Below are 20472 nucleotides of genomic sequence, written 5' to 3' on the forward strand. Positions count from 1 at the left end.
ATGATTATTTTTTCGGTAAGTCTGCCTTTATTAATCATCCTTACCAAGATTTGAACTTAGTATCTTTCATATGGAAAGTTCTATGCACTTCTTAAAATTATTTTCTCGGAAGTGATAAAGGTGCCAAAAACGGATAAACCTTCCAGCTACTTTTTGCGTACACACAAAAAATACCCTTGTCTATCTTTTTTGAAACACCTTCCAGTTTACATTTTCATTACAAAATATTCCCACATGATTACGATACGGTGTTTTCTTGTTCTTTTTGGGCGTCGTGCAGTCCCTTAACCATCTCGAAAGTAATCTCGAACCAGCGGTCATTTTTCATCCCTCTTGTGTGGATGACCATTTTCAGCTTCTTGCCTTCCATGCCTAATCCCACCACATTGCGGTACTGGCTGCTGATCTTGAAAATCTTCTGTCCATCGATCCTGCCGCTGCCATCTTCTGATAAAAGAACTGTGATATCCTGCTTAACCTGCTTGATCGTCTCCACACCAGCACTGATGGCGTATACCTTTAGTTCAGCAACCTTGAACAGAGTCTCTACTTCAGCAGGATAGTCCCCGAACCGGTCGGTGATTTCTTCTTGAAGTTCCTCAATATCCTTCAAGGTATCAATGCCGCGGAAACGCTTATACATTTCAATCTTTTGATGGCCATCAGAAATATAGCTGTCAGGAATATAGGCATCCAGCTCAAGATCAATTTCAATGGTCGGCTTGCGGACCTGGTCTTTTTCTGGCTTCCGCTCCTCGATCGCTTCTTTGAGCATCTGTGAGTACAAATCAAATCCAACAGAATCAATAAAGCCATGCTGCTCGGCGCCAAGCAGATTCCCCGCTCCGCGAATAGACAAGTCGCGCATCGCGATCTTGAACCCTGAACCCAGCTCGGTGAACTCCTTGATTGCCTGAAGGCGTTTTTCCGCTACCTCTGTCAGCACCTTGTCTTTTCGGTAGGTAAAATAGGCATAGGCAACCCTGTTGGAGCGGCCTACCCTTCCCCTCAGCTGATAAAGCTGGGAAAGTCCCATCTTGTCAGCATCATACACTATCAATGTATTGACGTTCGGGATATCCACACCAGTCTCGATGATCGTCGTGCTGACCAGGACATCGAACTCACCTTCCAGGAATCCCAGCATGACGGATTCCAGTTCGTTTTCGGTCATCCGGCCATGAGCATAGGTAACGCGCGCATCGGGAACAAGCATTGAAATTTCTTCAGCTTTCCTCTCAATGTCCTCGACACGGTTATAAAGGAAATATACTTGTCCGTCCCTGGCAAGCTCGCGTTCAATCGCCTCACGGACTAGTCCCCCGTTATATTCCATAACATAGGTCTGGACAGGGAAACGGTTTTCCGGCGGTGTCTCGATCACGGATAAATCCCTGACACCTAGCATCGACATGTGAAGCGTCCTTGGGATTGGCGTTGCCGTCAACGTCAGGACATCGACATTTGTTTTGAGCTGCTTGATCTTCTCTTTATGTGTAACCCCGAATCGCTGTTCTTCATCGATGATCAGCAGACCAAGGTCACGATAGGCAATTTCCTTTGACAATAGTCTGTGGGTGCCGACAACAATGTCGACACTCCCCGCTTTCAGACCCTTGATCGTTTCTGTCTGCTGCTTGCGGGTACGGAACCTGCTCATAAGGCCGATATTGATCGGGTAATCCTGAAATCTCTCCCGCATCGTTTCAAAATGCTGTTGTGCCAGAATCGTCGTCGGCACAAGGAAGGCAACCTGTTTACCGTCAGCAATCGCCTTGAAGGCTGCCCTGATCGCGACTTCTGTTTTCCCATATCCTACATCACCGCACAGAAGGCGGTCCATCGGCCGTTCTCGTTCCATATCTAATTTGATTTCATGGATCGAGCGAAGCTGGTCTTCTGTTTCCTGATAAGGGAATGATGTTTCAAAGTCACGCTGCATTTCTCCATCAGGCGAAAATGCATGGCCGACACTTGCTTCACGCTCGGCATATAGCTTGATCAAGTCATCCGCAATATTCTGGACGGAAGACTGAACCTTGCTCTTGACCCGTTTCCAGTCAGTGCCGCCAAGCTTATAGACCTTCGGCTCCTTGCCTTCGGATCCCACGTATTTCTGGACAAGGTCAATCTGCTCGACAGGAACATAAAGCTTATCCGTTCCCTGATAGCGGATATGGAGATAATCCTTGTGGACGCCATTGATGACGAGCGTTTCAATACCAAGGTATTTCCCTATTCCGTGGTTAACATGGACAACATAATCGCCGACCTTCAGTTCGGAATAGCTCTTGATTCGTTCTGCATTCGACAGCTTCTGGCGTCTTGGTGCCTTCTTTGTCTTTTTATTGAATAGCTCTTCTTCCGTGATCACCGCGATTTTTTGAATCGGGAATTCAAAGCCTGTATTCAGGCTTCCCTGGATAATCTGGATCTTCCCCGGGAGAAGTTCCTGCTTGCTGCTTACTTTTACGGCTTCAATTTCATAGTCTTCGAGGACGCGTTCAAGCTTCTTGGCCCTCTCAGCATCTGGCCCGAGGAAAACGACTGCGTAATTTCCTTTTCGCCAGCGGTCGATTTCTCCTTTTAATACATGCATTTGCCCGTGGAAATTTTGCATTGGTTTGCACGAGATGTTAATGATGTTCTGCGGACTTGTATTCGGCACATGTCTCAGGAATAAAGACAGATAGACAATCGGCCTTCCTGCCTTACCCATCAAATCCGGTAGATGGTGAGAAATTTTCAAGTCATGAATGATCTGCCCTTCACCAAGGAGACTCGTATACCATTCTGCTTCTTCCTTGCTGAGTGACTCATTCATTTCCTGGACCCTGCTGATTTCATCCACGAACAAGAAGCCGTTTGACGGCAAGTAATCTATTAAACTTTGAGGCTTTTCGTAAGCGATTGATAAGTACTTGAACACTTGATCAGGCTTGTGGCCATTGCGAAGCTGTTCCAATTCATAGCCAATATTCTGGGACATCAGTGTTTTTGCTTTATCATCCTTCAGCTTATTCAGGCTTTTAGCCAATCCTTCTTCCAGGCCGTCAATCAGCCGGTCAAGCTGTTCATTCTCGATCGGGGTCTCCGTAGCAGGCCCAATCGATACCGATTTCATTTTTTCCTTCGATCGCTGATCCTCAAGAGAGAATGTCCTGATTGAATCAACTTCCGCATCAAACAGCTCAATTCGGATTGGATCGGCCGATGTCAGCGGATAAATATCGATGATACCGCCGCGGACACTGAACTCTCCGGGAGCAGAAACCATTCCAGCCCTGACATACCCCATGCTGACAAAGCGGTTCAGCACCGTTTCGACTTCAATCTCTTCACCAAGCTTGAAGGTGAGCTGGAATTTTGCCCAGAGTTCCTTTGGCGGAAGGATTTTTCTCAGTCCAGCCATGGGTACAATGACAATTCCCGTTCTCTTCTTGCTCCAATGATTCAACGCTTCGATACGCTGGGCCTTGAGCTCTGGACTTGAGATACTGATTTCGGCCGCAATTAATTCATTGGCGGGATAAAGATAGACATCATTTTCCCCTATTAAATTTACAAGATCATCATATAGCTTCTGCGCTTGCAAAAGATTATGAGTCACAATCAGGACGGGGCGTTTCGATTGTTCATAGATTGCCGCTAAAAAGACCGTCCTTGCCGAACCAGACAGACCTGCGACAAGCTGTTCCCTAAGCCCCGCGTCCATTCCGGAAATGACAGATTGGACATCATCCTGATGACTAAAAAGAGCTTTCAGCCCCTGCATCCAAACCTCTCCCTCTCTTTTAAAAATACTTATGGTATTTTTTATAGACTGTTTTCGTATACTTATGTTGTTTTTTCATAAGTTGATTTCCACTGCAGGTTGCTCGCTTTCTGCGGGGCGGGCGGTAAGCCTCCTCGGCGCCTTGCGCCTGTGGAGTCTCACCTGTCCCGCTGCACCCGCAGGGAGTCTCGCACCTTCCGTTCCAATCAACAGTTTTTTGCTAAACAAAGGAATATTGTTTTTTAAAACTGAAAAACGCTTTGGATGGGTAATCCAAAGCTTGTCAGTGAATCAGATAGTCGTGCTGATGGAAGTCTGGATTTCGCTCCAGCGCTTCCTGACAGTCTTCACAGATCGATTTAATATGGATGTCGCCGTTCCCTGCAAAAGAGATCATATCCTGGCGTTCCTCCTCGGTCAGCTTATGCAGACCTAGACTTTCGCTGTGGACAGACATCCTGTCCAGCGAACCGATATTCGTACCGCAGTGGCGGCAATGATAATGTATAGCCATGCCCGTCCCTCCCAAATTCAGTCATTATCATTATTGACCCTTTGGCAGGAACTTATGCACTTAGCCTATTGTATGATTCTATTTTAACATTATATAACTTAGTCAACAGATTCGCATGAACTGTTGCGCTTGTCTCGTAAAAATCCTGCTATCATCCTATTTATTGAAGGTGTTCATCACATCTAGAAAAGGCTTTTTCAGCCACTCTTCGCATGCATCAGCAGACTTCAGTACTGCTTCAGCCATCTGTTCCTGTTCCTCTGCTGTAAAACGGCCCAGCACCCAATCCGTGATCGCGCCTTTCGTCGGCCTGCTGATTCCTACCCGGATTCGCTTGAACTCCTGTGTGCCAGTATGGGCGATTGTTGACTTAATCCCATTATGGCCGCCTGCACTGCCTTTTTGACGCAAACGAATTCTTCCCGTCGGCATATCCAAATCATCATAGATGACGACAATGTCTTCGATGTCGATGTCGTAAAAATCCATGACTGCCCTGATTGATTCTCCTGAAAGGTTCATATAAGTTAAAGGCTTCAGCAGAATGACCTTTTCTCCGCCTTTAAACCCTTTTCCATAGACTCCCTTATGCTTTGCCTGATCCAACGGGATATTCCATCTTTTCGACAGCTCGTCGATCACATCAAAGCCAATATTATGCCTTGTTTTCTCATATTGTCTCCCGGGGTTTCCCAAGCCAACAAATAATTTCACCTTACACACCCCTAACACTAAAGCTCAAATTCTCTATTTTCTATCTTATATGAAAACCGCAAAAGACGTAACCCTTTCAGGCTACGTCTGTTACTGCTTTATTCTTCTTTGCTGGCTTCTGTTTCTCTTCCTTCTTCATTTACAGGTTCACCTGGTTCTTGTTCTTCTCCAGAGTTGATTTCCTCTTCCTGCTTCGGAGGAAGGATGGAAACTAAAACCGTGTTTTCATCATCGTTGAGTTCGAAATTTCCTGTTTTGATATCCGCAAGTGTCAGGTTCTCCCCGACTTGCAGATTCGTAACATCCACATCAATGGACTGCGGGATGCTTCCAGGTGTCGCCGTAATGCTGACTTCATGTACAGGCTGCTGCATCACGCCGCCGTCCTTAACACCTGCAGCCTCTCCAACGAGGTTAACCCTGACGCTGGCATTGACTTTTGAACTCTTGTCTACCAAGAGAAAATCAGCATGCAGGATTTCATTTTTGACGTGGTCCTGATGATAGTCCGTCAGCATGACATTCTGCTTGTTTCCATTGATATCAAGCGAGATGACACCATTGCGGCCATTTTCACGGATTGTCTTCACAAATTCAATTCCGTTTACATAAATGGATTGGCTTTCTTTATTCCTGCCATATACCACGGCAGGAATATTGCCCTCCTGTCGAAGCTGTCTTAAGGCAGAACGTTGAGAACCTGTGCGTTCATTAGCTTTCAATACTGCACTCATGGTTTTGTCCCCTTCCTATTGGATAAGTCTTGTCTATATAAAAAATGCCCCAAAACAGGAAGGTCTAAACGTTCGACTTTTTGGATGACAGGCAGTCCTCAGATGAAACAGGAGAAGGCTTGCCGGATGGCAAGCCTGTTTTTCCTAATTAAAAATCAATCAAACAGAGTGCTGACAGACTGCTCTTCGTGGACACGGATGATCGCTTCCCCGATCAATGGAGCAACAGACAGCTGATGAATTTTTTCAACACGCTTCTCTTCCGCAAGCGCGATGGAATTTGTCACAACCAGTTCTTTAATCTTGGAGTTTTGGATACGCTCGATTGCAGGTCCTGACAATACAGGATGTGTACAGCATGCGTATACCTCAAGTGCACCATTTTCGACTAATGCATTTGCTGCCAACGTGATCGTACCCGCAGTGTCAATGATATCATCAATTAAGATCGCTACCTTGCCTTCAATGTTACCTACGATGTTCATGACTTCTGCAACATTCGGCTTCGGACGGCGCTTATCGATAATAGCAATTGGCGCTTTTAGTCTTTCTGCCATCTTCCTAGCGCGTGTCACTCCGCCATGGTCCGGAGATACAATGACTACATCTCCGTTCAATTCCTTGCTCTTGAAGTGGTCCGCAAGAATCGGCACACCCATTAAGTGGTCAATCGGAATATCAAAGAATCCTTGGATCTGCGGTGCATGAAGATCAAGCGTGATGACGCGAGTCGCTCCAGCTGTCTCCAGCAGGTTTGCTACCAGCTTGGCTGTGATTGGCTCACGCGCACGAGCTTTACGATCCTGACGGGCGTAGCCATAGTATGGCATAACAATATTGATGGTTTTAGCTGACGCACGCTTTAAGGCATCAATCATAATCAGCAATTCCATGATGTTCTCATTTACAGGAGAGCTTGTAGACTGGATGACATACACGTCACAGCCACGGATGCTTTCCTCGATGTTAATTTGGATTTCTCCGTCGCTAAATTGGGATACGGAGCATTTTCCTAGTTCTACTCCGATGACCTTAGCGATTTCCTGGGCAAGTTCAACATTCGAGTTAAGTGAAAAAACCTTCAAATTTGGGTCTAGATACTGGTTTGACATTGTGGACCTCCAAGACTTATTTCTTTACGTTCATTTTCCCTACATAATCTTCTTTGTTGACTTGTCGTGCACGTGCAAGGGCAAGTGCTTCACCTGGTACATCTTCCGTGATTGTGGACCCGGCAGCTACATATGCGCCTTTTCCAATCGTCACAGGGGCAACAAGATTCGAATTGCAGCCAATGAATACACCGTCTTCAATCTTGGTCAAAAACTTGTTTTTGCCATCATAGTTGACGGTGATGGAACCGCAGCCGATGTTCACATCTGCTCCAACCTCAGCATCACCGATATAGCTTAAGTGTGATGCTTTGCTTCCTTTTCCGAATACAGCTTTTTTGATTTCGACAAAATTGCCGATTTTCACTTCATCGTGGATCGCTGAATCAGGCCTGATGTGTGCGAATGGACCAATATTGACTTCAGAGCCAATTTTGCTGCTGTAAGCCGCTGACTGGCGGATAACAGTATTGTTTCCAATCTCGCATTCACTAATTTCACTATTTGGTCCAAGCTGGCAGTCAGAGCCGATGACGGTGCTGCCAGAAATCATTGTTCCTGGGAAAATGACCGTATCCTGTCCAATTTTTACGTCCGGCCCAATATAGGTGTTATCTGGATCAATAATGGAAACTCCATTGCGCATATGGAACTCATTGATGCGCTTTTTCATGGTGCGCTCCGCTTCCGCAAGGGCAACGCGGTCATTGACACCAAGTGTTTCCGCGAAGGTTTCCGTAACATAAGCAGAGACGATTTCCCCCTGGTTCTTCATGATCTCAATGACATCCGGAAGATAATATTCTCCCTGGACATTGTCATTGGATACATTATGGATTGCCTCAAACAGCATCTTATTGTCGAAGCAATACGTACCCGTATTGATTTCTGTGATCATTCTTTCCTGTTCAGTCGCATCCTTATGCTCAACGATTTTCTCAACGAAGCCTTCCTCGTTCCGGACGATCCGGCCATAGCCAGTCGGGTCATCAGCCCTTGCCGTCAGGATGGTCGCTTTTGCGTTCGTTTCTTCATGGTGCTTGAAAAGAGCTTCCATTGTTTCTGCTTTGATGAGCGGTGTGTCACCGCAGACCACGATGGTAACCCCTTCTTTATCCGCCAGCATACCTTCAGCCTGAAGGACTGCATGGGCAGTTCCAAGCTGTTCCGCCTGCAGGGCGTATTGGCTGCTGTCACCCAGCTGCTCTTTGACTTTTTCGGCACCATGGCCGACAATCGTCACGATTTCGTTTATATTAAGACTTTTCACCTGGTCAATAACATGCTGAACCATCGGCTTGCCGCATACAGGGTGAAGTACCTTGTAAAGCTTGGACTTCATTCTCGTTCCCTGACCGGCTGCTAGAATGATTGCATAACGATTAGACATTAGCAGGCCTCCAATTTACCTTTTTATCCATTACGAATATATCTTAAATAGCCGGCCATTTCAAGAATAGAAGAACAAGTACAATTATTTGTCATTTAGGGGGGAGAGTATTAATAGAATAGCGGAGGCGACTGTCCAACTCCGAAAAGCGCTGGAGGCCTGCCAGTGAAGTCGTTCTTAGACTTCACTGGCAGGACCGAAATCGAAAAGTACAGCCGACTGTTCAGAAACGCAGAAACTGGAGGCTCCGACAAAGAAGCGCTTTTTGCTTCTGCCGGCGGAGTTGAAGTTTCGAAGTTCTAGGAGGCGACACTGGACAAGCGTCTCGAGGAGTTAGAAGCCGCAGCTGGACAATTTCTCGGAGAAAAATTTTTTAAGGATTGGTTTAAATCGCGGACATAGAGGGGAAATAAAAAAGAGCCTTACTTATGCAGCAGGCTCTTGATGACTTACTTGGCTATATTCTAGGAAGCGCCAGCTTCTTCGAATTCAACTTCTAATTCACCTAAGCGGTGGTATTCTGCCAAAACTGCATCCTGGATTTTTCCGCGCGTGCCCGAATTTATCGGATGTGCGATATCACGGAACTCGCCATCTGGAGTGCGTTTACTTGGCATTGCTACAAATAGGCCGTTGTTTCCATCAATCACCCTGATATCGTGGACAACAAACTCGTTGTCGAGTGTGATGGAAGCGATCGCTCTCATCCGTCCATCTGTATTAACGCGGCGTAATCTTACGTCAGTTACTTCCATTCTGTTCACCACCTTTACAAATAGATAAAATTCTAGTTAAATAATTCCACACTGAAATGGAATCTCCTTCTTTCTCAAGAAAATTTTTTTGAAAAAATAGGGCAATTTTATGAACATTTTCTTATTGAAAGCCTTATCAAGGGGATTCAACCTTGAAAAATAGGCTTTTTTGGCTATTGACCTTGTGAAAAGATATCTTTGGAAAATGTTTTTATATGAAAACAAAATAGGGGATCGAACGTTCTGCCTTCACCCTATTTATCCCGAATTGTGATAACACGGTGATTTCTGCTCCAGGCACTTCGCTTTCCGCGTGGCTGGCGCTGAGTCTCCTCGCCGCCATCGGCGTCTGCGGGGTCTCACCTGTCCAGCTGATCCCGCTGGAGTCTACGCGCCTTCTGCTCCAATCACCTAGACTGGCTTTTTTTTAGTTATGATAGAGTCGTTCACCTATTACTATCTAACGTCTTTTTTCAAACGATACAACAAAAAAAGAGGCAGTCCAAAGGTCATTTCAATCACCTTTTGGCTGCCTCTTAATTTGATTTTATTTTACTAGTGCTACTACTTCGATTTCGACGAGGGCGTCTTTTGGGAGTCTTGCGACTTCGACTGTTGAGCGGGCTGGTTTATGCGCGCTGAAGTACTCGCCATAGACTTCATTCAACTGAGCAAATTCGTCCATATTTTTGATGAACACCGTTGCTTTAACGACTGTCTCGAGCGAAGCTCCTGCAGCCTCAAGGACAGCTTTCAAGTTTTTGAAAACCTGATGTGTCTGTGCCTGGATATCCCCTTCAACCATAACCCCCTCTGGAGTCAATGGAATCTGGCCTGAACTGTAGAATAGATTATTCACTACGATTCCCTGCGAATAAGGACCGATTGCCGCAGGTGCATTTGACGTCTGTACAGTTTTCATATTGTCACCCCACCATTAATTTCAATTATCCTTTGCGAGCAAAGTAATTCCCTTCACTCACGGTGATTTTCCGTTCTTTCAAGTCGACATCCGACAGGCGGACAAGCGAGAGGTACTCATCAACAAGACGTTCTTCGATGTTTTCTGATTCGACGAGAACAGCGATTCCTGCCAATTCTGCATCAAATTCCTCAAGCAGATTGATCATGCCGTTCACGGTGCCGCCAGCCTTCATGAAATCATCGACAATTAAAACTTTTGAGCCCACTGCAAGACTGCGTTTTGACAACACCATTGTCTGGATCCGCTTAGAAGACCCTGAGACATAATTGATGCTGACCGTCGAGCCTTCTGTTACCTTGCTGTCCCTTCTGACAATCACGACAGGAACATTCAGGTAGCTCGCGACTGCATAGGCAACAGGTATCCCTTTCGTCGCTACCGTCATGACCACTTCGATGTCCTTTGCCGCAAACGCAGATGCCAGCAGCCTGCCGACTTCCTGGACAATCCCAGGATTGCCAAGGATGTCATTCATATAAAGGTAGCCGCCGGGAAGAAGACGGTCAGGACTTGCCATCACCTTACATAGCTCATCAATTACTTTCCTTGCCTTATCATCACTGACATTGACATGGAACCTGACACCGCCAGCGGCGCCCGGAACCGTCTGGAGAACACCGATTCCTCTTTGCTCGAATGTTTCTTTGATGATTCCGAGATCTTCACTGATCGAGGATTTCGCCGAACCATATTTCTCCGCAAAATAAGTCAACGGCACCAATTGACGAGGATGTTCCAGTAAATAAGTCGTCATATCAATCAAACGCTCGCTGCGTCGAAATTTCATTCCAGAACCTCCAAAATCCGAATATTTAAGGTTAATATACCACCATTATACGGATTTAATCAAGAGTATGGCGTTCGCCCAGCATTCTGACCGCAAATACCTGGTCACAAAATCCACGTAAACCGTTGTAAATTCGATGCATCCGTGAATCATGAGCCACCAGGCTGAAAACCGTAGGGCCGCTTCCGCTCATCAGAACAGCGTCTGCGCCAAATCGTTTCATTTGGTCCTTGATTTGCGCCACTTCCGGATACAGAGAAAGCGTGACATCTTCAAGCACATTACCGACACTGTTGCAGACTCCTGTGAAGTCCCCTTTCTCGATCGCGGATATCATCTCTGTGGTAGGCGGATGCTGGATTCTTTCAACATTAAGGCGGCGATATACCTCCGCGGTCGAGACACCGATAAAAGGCTTCGCCAGCACAACCCAGCAAGTCGGGGGAGCAGGGAGCTCCTTGATCATTTCCCCGCGTCCCGTAGCGAGCGCCGTTCCGCCGTATACGCAGAAAGAAACATCGGAGCCGATTTCCGCTCCGAGCACAGCCAGTTCGTCCAATGACAGGCCGAGATTCCACAGCTTATTCAATCCCCTTAATGTGGCAGCCGCATCGCTGCTGCCGCCCGCAAGACCCGCTGCTACCGGAATCGTCTTCTCAATGCCGATAATCACACCCTTTTTCACGCCGAACCTCTCTTTTAACAGATGGGCTGCCTGATAGGCAAGATTCCGCTGGTCATCCGGGACAAATCTATTATGGGAATGGATCACTATCCTGTCTTCCTCTAGCAAACTAAGCTCAATGCGATCAGCCAAATCAATCGTCGTCATGACCATCTCTACCTCATGGTAACCGTCCGGACGTTTATGCAGAACATCAAGCGACAAATTGATCTTCGCTGGCGCCTTCACCAAAACCTTCACTACTTCCACCTACTTTTAAACGAATTCCATATTTTGTCCTATTTTACCACAAAAAGATAAAAGTAAGACTCCTCCTCTAAACATTCCTCTATTTTATCATTTGCACAATGGCGAATACAGTAATTTCACAAAGAATTAGATTATGCTGTTGTTTATGTATGTTGGCACTCTTGACCGAATCCGCAAACAAATAAAAAAAGAGCCGAGGCACAGGCCCCGGCACCGCGATGGATTTTGATTTCACAATGATACAGCCATAAAACAACGGCTGATCGGCAGTTTCAAAGAATGTTTATCTGGATCAGTGTTTCTGGTTCACAAGCTGCTGTTCGGCTAATTCGATCGCTCGCTTCACCATATTGCCTGCGTCCTTTGCTTTGATGCCGCCCCAGCCTTCCTTTTGGACAACATCGTAGAAACCAAGCTCTTTTGCTAGCTCTTCCTTCAACCTGTCAGACATAATCCCTCTTCTTCTGCCCAATGCCATCATCTCCTTTTTTCCATCGCGGCTTTCTTAGTATTTTTGGAAACGGGAAAATTCATGTGCACCTATTTTATCCTGAGAGAAGCTTATTTTGGGCAAAATAAAAAGCAGCCAACCCGAAAGTCCACTGCCTGTACCGCATTTGAGCAGAAATTAGCTCAAAGCCATTGATCCTGTTGTATCTTCAAAGAAGGTAATTTCCACTGTTTCAGTCAAAACATCTGCGTAGCTGTACGAAACACGTTCAAAAGCATTTTCATCCTGATCAAGCTCAATGACGAAAACTGAAGGATAAGTTTCCGCTAAAACGCCGGAACGTTCAATCGTCTTCCTGCGTCCACCGTTGGCCTTTAGCAAGAGTCTTTTTCCTAAGTTTGAATCAAGTGCTTTTTTGATATCCGATAATGTTTTTGGCATTCGGTCCACCTCACTATGTAAAGTATATCACGCTGACACTACTTTTGTCAAACAAAAACATAAATTATAACAGTACCTAAAAATAAAAGTCAATATATTTCCGTCTTCTTTTTCTTCTAAATTTCAACAATTTTAGAGTGGCCTTTAATGTGCTAAAATATGTACGCCTTTTTCATAAAAAATACCGGACTGTGGTTGTGCTCAGTCCGGCGAGGTTTTATTATATGGCATTCCTGTCCTTAATACGCCTTTTGTCTCTATGCCTCCAAGCCCTTTTTCCCCAGTCAGTGTATTCCGCAGTACATCCCAGACGTTGATCCGCTCCATGAACGGTGTGAAGCTGATTTTAGCGACAATATAGACTGGGTCCAGAGCATGGATATTGACTCTGGATGGGGAGCTGGCGAAATTGGCTCCTGCATGGATCAGTGATTCAAAATGGGACTGGCAGGCACCAGCAAAGATCACCAGCTGATCCAAATGGGGAATCCTCTTGCGCGCCTCCCTGACTGTCTGGACGAAGTGCTTTGAGTGACGGTACGCGTTCAGGTCATCCATGCTTCCCTTTGACTTTGAATAGGCATCATGCCCTGTGATGACCAGGATATCCGGCCTGTAATAATCAAGCAGCACGCCGACCTTATCTGGCATTTCCTTTTCATTGCAGTGTACCCCATAAACAGGAACGCCGACTTTCTCATAAAGGGTCAGGCATTTTTTTAAATAGTTGGGATCTCCATCGATATGGAGAACCTTTCCCGGCATCTGAAAATAGTTATACGATTTACTGTATCCCTCAGTTGCTTCGTATTCATGCTTCTGCTGAAGCAGGTCAACATCCTGCCTAAAAAGCTTATATGATTGTTCTTCAAGTGAACGGAATTCCTCCGTCAGCCTCATGCGCATATTTGGATCGATTTTAATCAAATCTTCATAGGGCGCATCCGCAATCAGCCGGAAATCCTCACCGTATAGTATCGCAATTTTCTTGCCATATCTCTCTCTGATATCGATAACCCGGAACATAATATCGCATTGATATGAAACCCTGCCGACGATATCCATGAGGTTAATATTCATCATCCTCACTCCAATTGCCCCGCACACAGGCTGCGCTAAATGGTTTTCTTTCATAAATTATGCAAATACCTATAGACATGTGCGTTTTGGAAGCGGGAGCTTAGCGGTCTGTTGATATTCAGGTGCTTCACTTTCCCGCAGAGTTCCAACGTCTCACTCTACGGTGGACAGGGTTCTTTTTTTTAACATTGGGCAATAATTGCGCAAAAAAAAAGCCCGGATCACCGGACTTAGTGGAAGTATGGATATAATGCGTCGCTCAGGCGGGCGAATTCCTGGATTGTCAACGTTTCTCCGCGGCGTGATTCCTGAATGTCTGCCTGCTGGAGTGCAGCGAGGATGTCTTCCTTCTTCTGTTTCCCATCAGGCAGCTGGCTTGTCAGGTTATTGAGGATTGTCTTTCTTCGCTGTGCAAAGCTTGATCTGGTCACCTGGAAGAAGAATTGTTCATCTTTCACCTTGACTGGGGGTTCGTCATGCAATGTCAGCCTGATGACGGCAGAATCGACGTTCGGCTGCGGCATGAACACAGTCTTTGGAACGATCATGACTGTTTCAGCCCTTGTGTAGTACTGCACAGCAATCGACAAAGAACCATATTCCTTCGTGCCTGGCTTGGCGGAAATGCGGTCTCCCACCTCTTTTTGCAGCATGCAGACAATCCCTCTGATCGGCAGCCTCTCCTCAAGCAGTTTCATTAAGATCGGTGTCGTTACATAGTAAGGCAGATTGGCAACGACCATGACATCTTCAAGGCTGGCAAATTCCTGCTCTACAACTGCTTGTACATCTGCTTTGAGTACATCACTATGGATGACCTTAATATTCTGATACGGGGAAAGTGTATCCTCCAGGATGGGCAGCAACCGCTGGTCAATCTCAAAAGCAACGACCTTTTCTGCTCTTTTTGCAAGCTGTTCGGTCAGCGCTCCGATCCCTGGACCGATTTCAATCGCGCCGCTTCGCTCTGTGAGCTCTGCATGGTCAACGATCCTGTTCAAAATATTTGTGTCGATCAAAAAGTTCTGTCCCAGGCTCTTTTTAAAAGAAAACCCGTATTTATCAAGTATTTCCCTCGTTCTAACCGGGGTAGCAATATCCTTATGCATCTTGTTCCTCCTTGAGGATTTCCGCAAGTGCGTCCGCGAAATCCTGTCTTTTCACCTGAAACATCATCAAGCGCTTATGCAGCTGTTTCCCGTTCGTATAGCCAATCTTCAGCAGCCTGCCGAGTTTTTCCCGTCTTTCCTTGGCTCCTGGACCGCCGATCAATCCGGCAACCAGCAAATCCTCCTGAGTGATCTCTTCTTCGGCCGCTGCATCCATAACCTGAGCATCCCTCAAGGCCTCGCGAATCACCTCAGGAGAAGCATGCTCCACGCCAAGCCCCCTTCCCGACTTCGGCTTCGCCAGCTCCTTCGGGATGAACGCATGCTTACAGCCCGGTATTTTCTCAGCAATCGTGTTACGAATCTTTTCCCCCGGGAAGTCCGGATCGGTAAAAACAATGACCCCGCGCTTCTCCTGGGCATTGCGAATTTGCTCAATCGTATCTGCATTGATCGCCGATCCATTCGTTTCAATCGTATCCGCATCGACAGCACGCCTGATCGCTGTTGTATCATCCTTGCCCTCGACGACGATAATCTCTTTAATCTTCATGATTCCTCCAAGCAATGAGCTATGACGATTATATTTTAAAAAAGTAACAATGATTTAATACCTTGTTGATTGTAGTGGAAGGCGCGAAGACTCCAGCGGGATCAGCTGGATAGATGAGACCCCGCAGGAGCGAATAGCGACGAGGAGGCTCATCGACAGCCCCGCGGAAAGCGAAGCGCCTGGAGCGCAAATCAACAGTTAAATTTAATAAAGCTCAAAAAAAAATAAAAAAATCTTATGAAATAAATGAAACATTTTTGAAATATAATCGTCTATATAAGTGTTAAGTTTTTTAAGCGATTATGCTTTTACTATTATACCTTAAACCTAAAATGAAAAAACAAAAATGCAGAGGAAGGTTCCCCTGCATCCATGAATTAATTTAGGATTTTGATTTTTACTTGTTTACGGCCCCAGCGGTACGCGTCCGCTTTTGAGGCAAAAAAGACATCGATCTTGTTGCCTTTTATAGCAGAACCCTTATCGGCTGCAATCGCATATCCGTAGCCTTCCACATAAACTTTTGTTCCTAATGGAATGACACGTGGATCGACGGCGATCACCTTGATGTTCGGGTTTGCCCTCAAGTTAATTCCAGTAGCTGTGTAGCCGGAGCAGCCATTGCAGTGCGCTGTATAAGCGGTTGAAGAAACATAAATTTCCTTCCCTGCCGGTTCGCTCGTTCCACGGGATACTTGGGCCACAATGACCTTCGTACCCATTGCCACGACTTTATCCTGTTTTTCTTTCATTTTCTTTTCGCTGACCAGCTTTCTTGATACTTCCTTGCCGTTCTCCAGGATGACTTCAAACTCCTTGGATAGCAAGCCTTGCTGGCCTTCTGTTACGACCTTCTGTTTCCCTTTTTCCAGGTTGTTGTCTTTTTTCGTGACGACTGCAAAGTTAATTGGTTCTTCCACTACATCGGTGACTTTTTCAACTCGAATGACATTAATCACGTCATCTTTTGTGACTGTCTGCTTTAGTTCTGGTTCAACACGGTCCATATCGTTCAGTGTGATTCCTTGTTGTGATAAAAAGTCAGCGACCGTAGTCGAAGTCGACCATACGTCTTGCTCTTTTCCGCCTACCACAAGCTTAAGCGGGAAAGCTCTTTGAATGGCAATCTTCATGTCTTTTTTCAACTTAGCGTCTGGGTTAAGGTTTAACTTGTCGTGCTCATTTATAACGATATTTTGCTCCTTCAGGAAGTCTTCTACCGTATCGGCTGCTGTCCAATACGTTTTCTTTTCCTGATCCTGTATTACCTCTACCTGTTTTGCGGGCTTCCACACGACTGACAGATTGTTCTTGACTTCCGTGTTTGCCGCCAGCGATAAATAATCCTCTGAGCGCAATGAAATATTGAGATCATTAAATAAATCCTGGATTGTACTAGCATGCGTTTTAATGACTCTTTCCTCGCCATCCAGCGTCAATGCAACTGTCTTTTTGGTCCCTTCATACATGAAGAACCCAAGTGCAGCAGCAAAAACTAGGAAACTAGCAGAAAAAATCACCAGCTTCTTCTTACTCAAAGTCTTGGAAAACAGGTTTTTCATACTATTAATCACGATGAAAAACGCCTCCTCTTCTCGGAGTGATTATAAAGATATTGTTGCCGACTTGTCAACCCAGACACCCCTGCCAAACGTAATCCCTATTATGCAAGATGCTCCATAAAAAGAAAAGCAAGAGTTATCGACACGGTTATCCTATGTCGCAAGAGAGACATGTAGAACTTTTTAGAATCACAAAAAGTTTGGACAACCTTGCTGATAAATCGACAACATTCCTTATCACTTTATGCCGAATAATTTTTTTGCATTTTGGGCTGTTGCGTCTGCAACCTCCTCAAGAGTTAACCCTTTCAGTTCTGCAACTTGTTCGGCTACCAATTTTACATAGGCAGGTTCGTTCCGTTTTCCGCGATATGGATGCGGAGTCAAATATGGACAATCCGTTTCTACCAGCAGGCGATCCAATGGAATCGCTTCTGCTACTTCTTTTGGCTTTTTCGCATTCTTGAAGGTAACCGGCCCCCCAAGCGAGATATAAAAGTTCATCTCAATGCACTCAAGCGCAGTCTCGACACTGCCGCTGAAGCAGTGCATGATCCCGCCCACTTCCCCGGCATTCTCTTCCTTTAAAATCTCAACTATGTCTGCTGTCGCGTCACGATTATGTATGATTATGGGCAGATTCACTTCTTTGGCCAGGCTGATTTGCTTGCGAAAAACCTCTTTTTGGATCTCCTTCGGCGATTTGTCCCAATAATAATCGAGGCCCATTTCACCGAGCGCGACGACCTTTGGATGGCTTGCCAGCTCCTTGAGCCAATCAAGGTGTTCCTGGGTCATATCAATGGCATCAACCGGATGCCAGCCGACACTTGCATACAGAAATTCATGGGTTTCTGCAAGCTCGATCGCTTTTTTGATGGTGATTTCATCAAACCCGACGACAACCATATTTGAAACGCCTTCTGATTTTGCCCGGTCTATCACTTCCTGGAGATCTTCATTGAATTGTTCTGCGTTCAAATGTACGTGTGTATCAAAAAGCATTTCCAGACTCCTTTTCAGACCGATTACAGCTTTAATTCTACCCGTATCCTTCATCGTCCTGTATAGTCGGGCAGATTTGTTCTAAAAATTGTGATAAAGATTTGACGATATCATAACTTTTTTACGCTGCGAAGGTCAAATTTTTCGTTATTATTTATCAAAAACCCGACAGTTGTCGGGATTAGAATACACCTTTAAGACAGGAAAAAACCTGGAAAAGTTACACATGGAACATTTCCAGGTTTGCCAAATTTACTTATTTTACTTTCGCACCGACAGACAGTGAATCGTCGACTGACGCCAGCGACATGACTCCATCTTTTTCCCCGGCAAGGATCATGCCTTCGGAAAGCTCTCCGCGAAGCTTTACCGGCTTCAGGTTCGTCACGCAGATTACCTTTTTCCCGATAAGGTCTTCAGGCTTGTAATACTTTGCGATGCCTGAGACAACCTGGCGCTTTTCATAGCCAAGGTTCAATTGAAGCTTGAGCAGCTTATCTGCCTTTTTTACCGGCTCAGCGTGAATGACTTCCGCTACTCTAAGCTCTACCTTCATGAAATCATCAATCGTGATTTCTTCTTGCTGTTCAGGTTTCTCTTCGACAGGAGCTGCTGCCGGAGCAGAACCCTGCATTTTCTCCTTGATGAACTCAACCTCTTCCTTCAGGTCCAGACGAGGGAAGATTGGCTCTCCCTGCACAACCTTCGTTCCTGCCGGAAGCTGTCCGAATGCCTCAAGGCTATCCCATGATTGAAGCGCCTCAAAAGAAACATTCAGCTGAGCAAAAATTTTCTCAGGAGTCCTCGTCAGGAATGGCTTAAGAAGGACAGCTACTCTTCTCAAGGACTCAGCAAGGTGAACCATGACATTTCCAAGTGCCCCTTTTTGTTCTTCATCCTTCGCCAGCACCCAAGGCTGTGTTTCATCAATATATTTATTGCAGCGGCTGATCAACTGCCAAACAGAAGTCAGCGCGACGGAAAACTCCATTTTCTCCATAGCGTCTTCGTACTTCTGTACACTTTCGTTGTTCACTGCAAGCAGCTGCTTTTCAAATTCTCCTTCAGATCCATTGTAAGCAGGAATCTCTCCGTCAAAATACTTATTGATCATGGCAACTGTTCTGTTCAACAAGTTTCCAAGGTCATTTGCGAGGTCAAAATTGATTCTTTCGACAAAGCCTTCTGGAGTGAATACGCCATCAGATCCGAATGGAACTTCACGAAGCAGATAGTAGCGAAGTGCATCCAGTCCGTAGCGATCAATCAATGTAACCGGATCGACCACGTTTCCTTTGGATTTAGACATTTTTCCGTCCTTCATTAAAAGCCAGCCGTGGGCGAACACTTTTTTCGGAAGCGGAAGGTCCAGGGCCATTAGCATGATCGGCCAGTAAATCGTATGGAAACGGACGATTTCTTTCCCTACTAAATGGACATCTGCCGGCCAGTAGTTCAGATACTTTGAATCGTCATCTGTTCCATAGCCTAGGGCAGTAATATAGTTGGACAATGCATCGATCCAGACATATATGACATGTTTTGGATCCCCAGGAACCTTGACGCCCCAGTCGAATGTCGTACGGGAGACCGCCAAATCTTCAAGTCCTGGCTTAATGAAGTTGTTGATCATTTCATTTTTGCGCGATTCAGGCTGAATGAACTCTGAGTTCTCTTCATAATACTTCAGAAGCCTGTCTGCGTATTTGCTCATTTTAAAGAAATAAGATTCTTCCTTCACTTTTTCGACAGGACGTCCGCAATCAGGGCAATTCCCGTCTTCAAGCTGCCTGTCCGTATAGAAGGATTCGCATGGAGTACAGTACCAGCCTTCGTATTGATCCAGATAGATATCACCCTGCTCCAGAAGCTGAGCAAAAATCTTCTCGACAATCTGCTTGTGGCGGTCCTGGGTCGTACGGATAAAGTCGTTGTAGGAAATATCCAGTTTGCCCCAAAGCTCCTGGATGCCTTCGACGATTTCATCAACATATTGCTGCGGCGTGATGCCTTTTGCCTCGGCATTGCGCTGGATCTTTTGACCGTGCTCATCCGTGCCTGTCAAATACATGACATCATAGCCGCGCAGTCTTTTATAGCGAGCCATCGCATCGCCAGCTACTGTCGTATAAGCGTGTCCGATATGGAGATTGCCGCTTGGGTAATAAATCGGGGTTGTGAGATAAAAGGTTTTCAGTTTCTCTTCCATGAAGATCCTCCTTAACTAAAACTGCTAGTTCATTCTAATAGTAGATATTATACCAGCTAATGCCTCCGGTTTCCTAACACTTTTGCTGAGTCAAATCACCTGTCCTTGCAGATATTCGACATTATTTTCTCTGTCATGTTCATTTTTTTTAAAAATATCTCGAACTACCGACGTATTTCCCAGAAAGTTGACGAATTTTGTCATTAGGGAAACGATGATAAGCTTTAACAGAAAACTTCACTTATAAAACCTACCATACAGTCCTGCCCTGACATAAAGTTAGAAGTCTGATAGGAAGGATCATTAAAAGGAAAAAAGTCTAATAAAATCATTGCCATTTGTGCTGGATGAATATACCCGAT

General features: G+C 45.6%; 19 protein-coding genes. 1 reads left to right on the forward strand and 18 read right to left on the reverse strand.

From position 1 onward, the window contains the following. Positions 1–238 precede the first annotated feature (238 nt). From mfd to glmU, 6 genes are all read right to left on the reverse strand, one after another. Positions 239–3775, reverse strand: a complete 3537-nt coding sequence (mfd, locus tag EJA10_RS19050) for a transcription-repair coupling factor (RefSeq protein ID WP_125481622.1) — start codon at positions 3773–3775, stop codon at positions 239–241. A 283-nt stretch (positions 3776–4058) separates the two neighbouring features. Then, positions 4059–4289, reverse strand: a complete 231-nt coding sequence (gene fin / locus EJA10_RS19055) for an anti-sigma-F factor Fin (RefSeq protein WP_125481623.1) — start codon at positions 4287–4289, stop codon at positions 4059–4061. A 156-nt stretch (positions 4290–4445) separates the two neighbouring features. Beyond that, positions 4446–5003, reverse strand: a complete 558-nt coding sequence (pth, locus tag EJA10_RS19060; protein ID WP_125481624.1) for an aminoacyl-tRNA hydrolase — start codon at positions 5001–5003, stop codon at positions 4446–4448. A 98-nt stretch (positions 5004–5101) separates the two neighbouring features. Then, positions 5102–5737, reverse strand: coding sequence for a 50S ribosomal protein L25/general stress protein Ctc (locus tag EJA10_RS19065; RefSeq protein ID WP_125481625.1), 636 nt, complete (start codon positions 5735–5737; stop codon positions 5102–5104). Positions 5738–5892: 155 nt separating this feature from the next. After that, positions 5893–6849: a ribose-phosphate diphosphokinase gene (locus EJA10_RS19070; protein ID WP_125481626.1), complete on the reverse strand. Its 957-nt coding sequence runs from the start codon at positions 6847–6849 to the stop codon at positions 5893–5895. Positions 6850–6865: 16 nt separating this feature from the next. Then, entirely contained in the window at positions 6866–8239 is a 1374-nt protein-coding gene (glmU, locus tag EJA10_RS19075) for a bifunctional UDP-N-acetylglucosamine diphosphorylase/glucosamine-1-phosphate N-acetyltransferase GlmU (RefSeq protein WP_125481627.1), read from the reverse strand. 165 nt (positions 8240–8404) lie between these two features. Here glmU and EJA10_RS23530 point away from each other — a divergent pair, with 165 nt between their 5' ends. Then, complete coding sequence (locus EJA10_RS23530; protein WP_170169191.1) at positions 8405–8542, forward strand: hypothetical protein; 138 nt, start codon at positions 8405–8407, stop codon at positions 8540–8542. 161 nt (positions 8543–8703) lie between these two features. Here EJA10_RS23530 and spoVG read toward each other — a convergent pair whose 3' ends face one another. The 12 genes from spoVG to metG all read right to left on the reverse strand — a co-directional run bounded on the left by spoVG (position 8704) and on the right by metG (position 20110). Next, complete coding sequence (spoVG, locus tag EJA10_RS19080) at positions 8704–8994, reverse strand: septation regulator SpoVG (protein ID WP_023613316.1); 291 nt, start codon at positions 8992–8994, stop codon at positions 8704–8706. A gap of 547 nt (positions 8995–9541) precedes the next feature. After that, the gene (locus EJA10_RS19090; RefSeq protein ID WP_125481628.1) at positions 9542–9916 is read right to left on the reverse strand and encodes a RidA family protein; all 375 of its coding nucleotides are present in this window, start codon (positions 9914–9916) and stop codon (positions 9542–9544) included. A 25-nt stretch (positions 9917–9941) separates the two neighbouring features. Next, complete coding sequence (gene purR, locus EJA10_RS19095; protein WP_125481629.1) at positions 9942–10766, reverse strand: pur operon repressor; 825 nt, start codon at positions 10764–10766, stop codon at positions 9942–9944. Between the two features lie 55 nt (positions 10767–10821). Next, entirely contained in the window at positions 10822–11691 is an 870-nt protein-coding gene (gene ispE / locus EJA10_RS19100; RefSeq protein ID WP_125481630.1) for a 4-(cytidine 5'-diphospho)-2-C-methyl-D-erythritol kinase, read from the reverse strand. Positions 11692–11992: 301 nt separating this feature from the next. Beyond that, positions 11993–12172, reverse strand: coding sequence for a small, acid-soluble spore protein, alpha/beta type (locus tag EJA10_RS19105; protein ID WP_125481631.1), 180 nt, complete (start codon positions 12170–12172; stop codon positions 11993–11995). 156 nt (positions 12173–12328) lie between these two features. Continuing rightward, on the reverse strand, positions 12329–12592 hold the full coding sequence (gene veg / locus EJA10_RS19110; RefSeq protein WP_125481632.1) for a biofilm formation stimulator Veg: 264 nt from the start codon (positions 12590–12592) through the stop codon (positions 12329–12331). A 201-nt stretch (positions 12593–12793) separates the two neighbouring features. Next, the gene (gene yabG / locus EJA10_RS19115; protein WP_125481649.1) at positions 12794–13672 is read right to left on the reverse strand and encodes a sporulation peptidase YabG; all 879 of its coding nucleotides are present in this window, start codon (positions 13670–13672) and stop codon (positions 12794–12796) included. 230 nt (positions 13673–13902) lie between these two features. Continuing rightward, positions 13903–14781, reverse strand: coding sequence for a 16S rRNA (adenine(1518)-N(6)/adenine(1519)-N(6))-dimethyltransferase RsmA (gene rsmA, locus EJA10_RS19120; RefSeq protein WP_125481633.1), 879 nt, complete (start codon positions 14779–14781; stop codon positions 13903–13905). Next, on the reverse strand, positions 14774–15334 hold the full coding sequence (rnmV, locus tag EJA10_RS19125) for a ribonuclease M5 (RefSeq protein ID WP_125481634.1): 561 nt from the start codon (positions 15332–15334) through the stop codon (positions 14774–14776). The genes rsmA and rnmV overlap by 8 nt, the downstream gene beginning before the upstream one ends. 377 nt (positions 15335–15711) lie before the next feature. Next, positions 15712–16896, reverse strand: coding sequence for a resuscitation-promoting factor (locus tag EJA10_RS19130; protein ID WP_125481650.1), 1185 nt, complete (start codon positions 16894–16896; stop codon positions 15712–15714). 237 nt (positions 16897–17133) lie between these two features. Beyond that, complete coding sequence (locus tag EJA10_RS19135; RefSeq protein WP_125481635.1) at positions 17134–17901, reverse strand: TatD family hydrolase; 768 nt, start codon at positions 17899–17901, stop codon at positions 17134–17136. Positions 17902–18157: 256 nt separating this feature from the next. Then, a complete protein-coding gene (gene metG, locus EJA10_RS19140) occupies positions 18158–20110 on the reverse strand; it encodes a methionine--tRNA ligase (RefSeq protein WP_125481636.1) in 1953 nt (650 codons plus the stop codon). Positions 20111–20472: the final 362 nt, after the last annotated feature.

Source organism: Mesobacillus subterraneus (assembly GCF_003937825.1).
Classification (GTDB): domain Bacteria; phylum Bacillota; class Bacilli; order Bacillales; family Cytobacillaceae; genus Mesobacillus; species Mesobacillus subterraneus.

Excerpts from the sequence above, each read along its gene's own strand:
- EJA10_RS19130 (WP_125481650.1), bottom strand. The coding sequence starts at position 16,896 with ATGAAAAACCTGTTTTCCAAGACTTTGAGTAAGAAGAAGCTGGTGATT.
- fin (WP_125481623.1), bottom strand. The coding sequence starts at position 4,289 with ATGGCTATACATTATCATTGCCGCCACTGCGGTACGAATATCGGTTCG.
- EJA10_RS19070 (WP_125481626.1), bottom strand. The coding sequence starts at position 6,849 with ATGTCAAACCAGTATCTAGACCCAAATTTGAAGGTTTTTTCACTTAAC.
- metG (WP_125481636.1), bottom strand. The coding sequence starts at position 20,110 with ATGGAAGAGAAACTGAAAACCTTTTATCTCACAACCCCGATTTATTAC.
- mfd (WP_125481622.1), bottom strand. The coding sequence starts at position 3,775 with ATGCAGGGGCTGAAAGCTCTTTTTAGTCATCAGGATGATGTCCAATCT.
- yabG (WP_125481649.1), bottom strand. The coding sequence starts at position 13,672 with ATGAATATTAACCTCATGGATATCGTCGGCAGGGTTTCATATCAATGC.
- EJA10_RS19135 (WP_125481635.1), bottom strand. The coding sequence starts at position 17,901 with ATGCTTTTTGATACACACGTACATTTGAACGCAGAACAATTCAATGAA.
- rsmA (WP_125481633.1), bottom strand. The coding sequence starts at position 14,781 with ATGCATAAGGATATTGCTACCCCGGTTAGAACGAGGGAAATACTTGAT.
- purR (WP_125481629.1), bottom strand. The coding sequence starts at position 10,766 with ATGAAATTTCGACGCAGCGAGCGTTTGATTGATATGACGACTTATTTA.
- EJA10_RS19090 (WP_125481628.1), bottom strand. The coding sequence starts at position 9,916 with ATGAAAACTGTACAGACGTCAAATGCACCTGCGGCAATCGGTCCTTAT.
- rnmV (WP_125481634.1), bottom strand. The coding sequence starts at position 15,334 with ATGAAGATTAAAGAGATTATCGTCGTCGAGGGCAAGGATGATACAACA.
- glmU (WP_125481627.1), bottom strand. The coding sequence starts at position 8,239 with ATGTCTAATCGTTATGCAATCATTCTAGCAGCCGGTCAGGGAACGAGA.
- spoVG (WP_023613316.1), bottom strand. The coding sequence starts at position 8,994 with ATGGAAGTAACTGACGTAAGATTACGCCGCGTTAATACAGATGGACGG.
- EJA10_RS19065 (WP_125481625.1), bottom strand. The coding sequence starts at position 5,737 with ATGAGTGCAGTATTGAAAGCTAATGAACGCACAGGTTCTCAACGTTCT.
- veg (WP_125481632.1), bottom strand. The coding sequence starts at position 12,592 with ATGCCAAAAACATTATCGGATATCAAAAAAGCACTTGATTCAAACTTA.